1 protein-coding gene is annotated in these 1069 nt (G+C 19.8%); it reads left to right on the top strand.

All coding sequences use genetic code 11. The annotated features are described in order from the left end of the window. A partial coding sequence (locus AMN73_RS04315) for a Gfo/Idh/MocA family oxidoreductase (RefSeq protein ID WP_218836289.1) occupies window positions 1-1025 on the top strand: 1025 nt, incomplete at its 5' end. Between the last annotated feature and the right edge of the window lie 44 nt (window positions 1026-1069).

Genomic DNA, 1069 nt, shown 5'->3' with positions numbered 1-1069 from the left:
TTTTACCCCCATATATTAAATGGTTATTTTTTATTATTCAGACATCCATATTAAACAAAAAAAAAATGAAAAAAATTAATGTTGGTATAATTGGTAGAAACTTTGGTTACAAAGTAATATTTAAAGCATTAAAGAAGATAAAAGCTTTTAATGTTATTGGTTTTTCATATAAAAAAAAAAAATTCATGTCTTTTCCAGGAGATATTAAAGTTTATAAAAATTGGAAAAGTTTAATATCTGATAAAAAAATTAATGCAGTATTTATTTCATCTCCACCGAAAACACATAAAGAAATAATAAAATATTCAATTAAGAAAAAAAAACATATTTTTTGTGACAAACCAGTCACAACAAGTTTTAAGGATGTGTCTGAAATTTGCAAAGATTTAGAGGGAAAAAATATTACTAATTCAGTAAATTATGAATTTAATAATATTGAAGCATTCAAAATTTTCAAAAAGAAATACTTTCATAAACTTAAAATATCAAAAGTAAATGTTAAATGGCTAATAAAAATACCAAGTAAAAATAGATCTTCATGGAAGAATAGCCATAAAATGGGTGGTGGCAATTTCTTTAATTATATATGTCATATTTTATTTTATTTAGAGGATTTTTTTGGAAACCTAGAAATCAAAAGCTCCAATTTCGAAAATACAACAAATAAATTTAATTTAGTAACCAATTTCTTATCACAGAAAAAAAAAATTAAAATAAGGTTAGATTTTAAAACAATTAATAAAAAAAGTAATTTGAAACCAAGCCACAAAATTATATTTAATACCAACAAAGGAAAATTTGTTTTAGTTACGGAGATGAATAATATATATGATCAGTTTTATTTACTTAAAAATAAAAGGGTTATTTTTAAACCTAAAAATATAAACTTTGATTTTAGACTTAAACCAACTCTAAAAAATATTATTTCATTTAAAAATAGTATTAATAATAATATTAAATCTAAACCAAACTTTGATAGTGCAAAAAAAATTCACTATTTAATTAGGGAAATAATTAATTATTAAATTATTTATTTATTATTAAAATAAAAATTTTTTAACTATATCTT

This window comes from Candidatus Pelagibacter communis, from assembly GCF_001179965.1.
Lineage (GTDB): Bacteria > Pseudomonadota > Alphaproteobacteria > Pelagibacterales > Pelagibacteraceae > Pelagibacter.
This window is presented reverse-complemented; position numbering and strand designations above follow the sequence as displayed.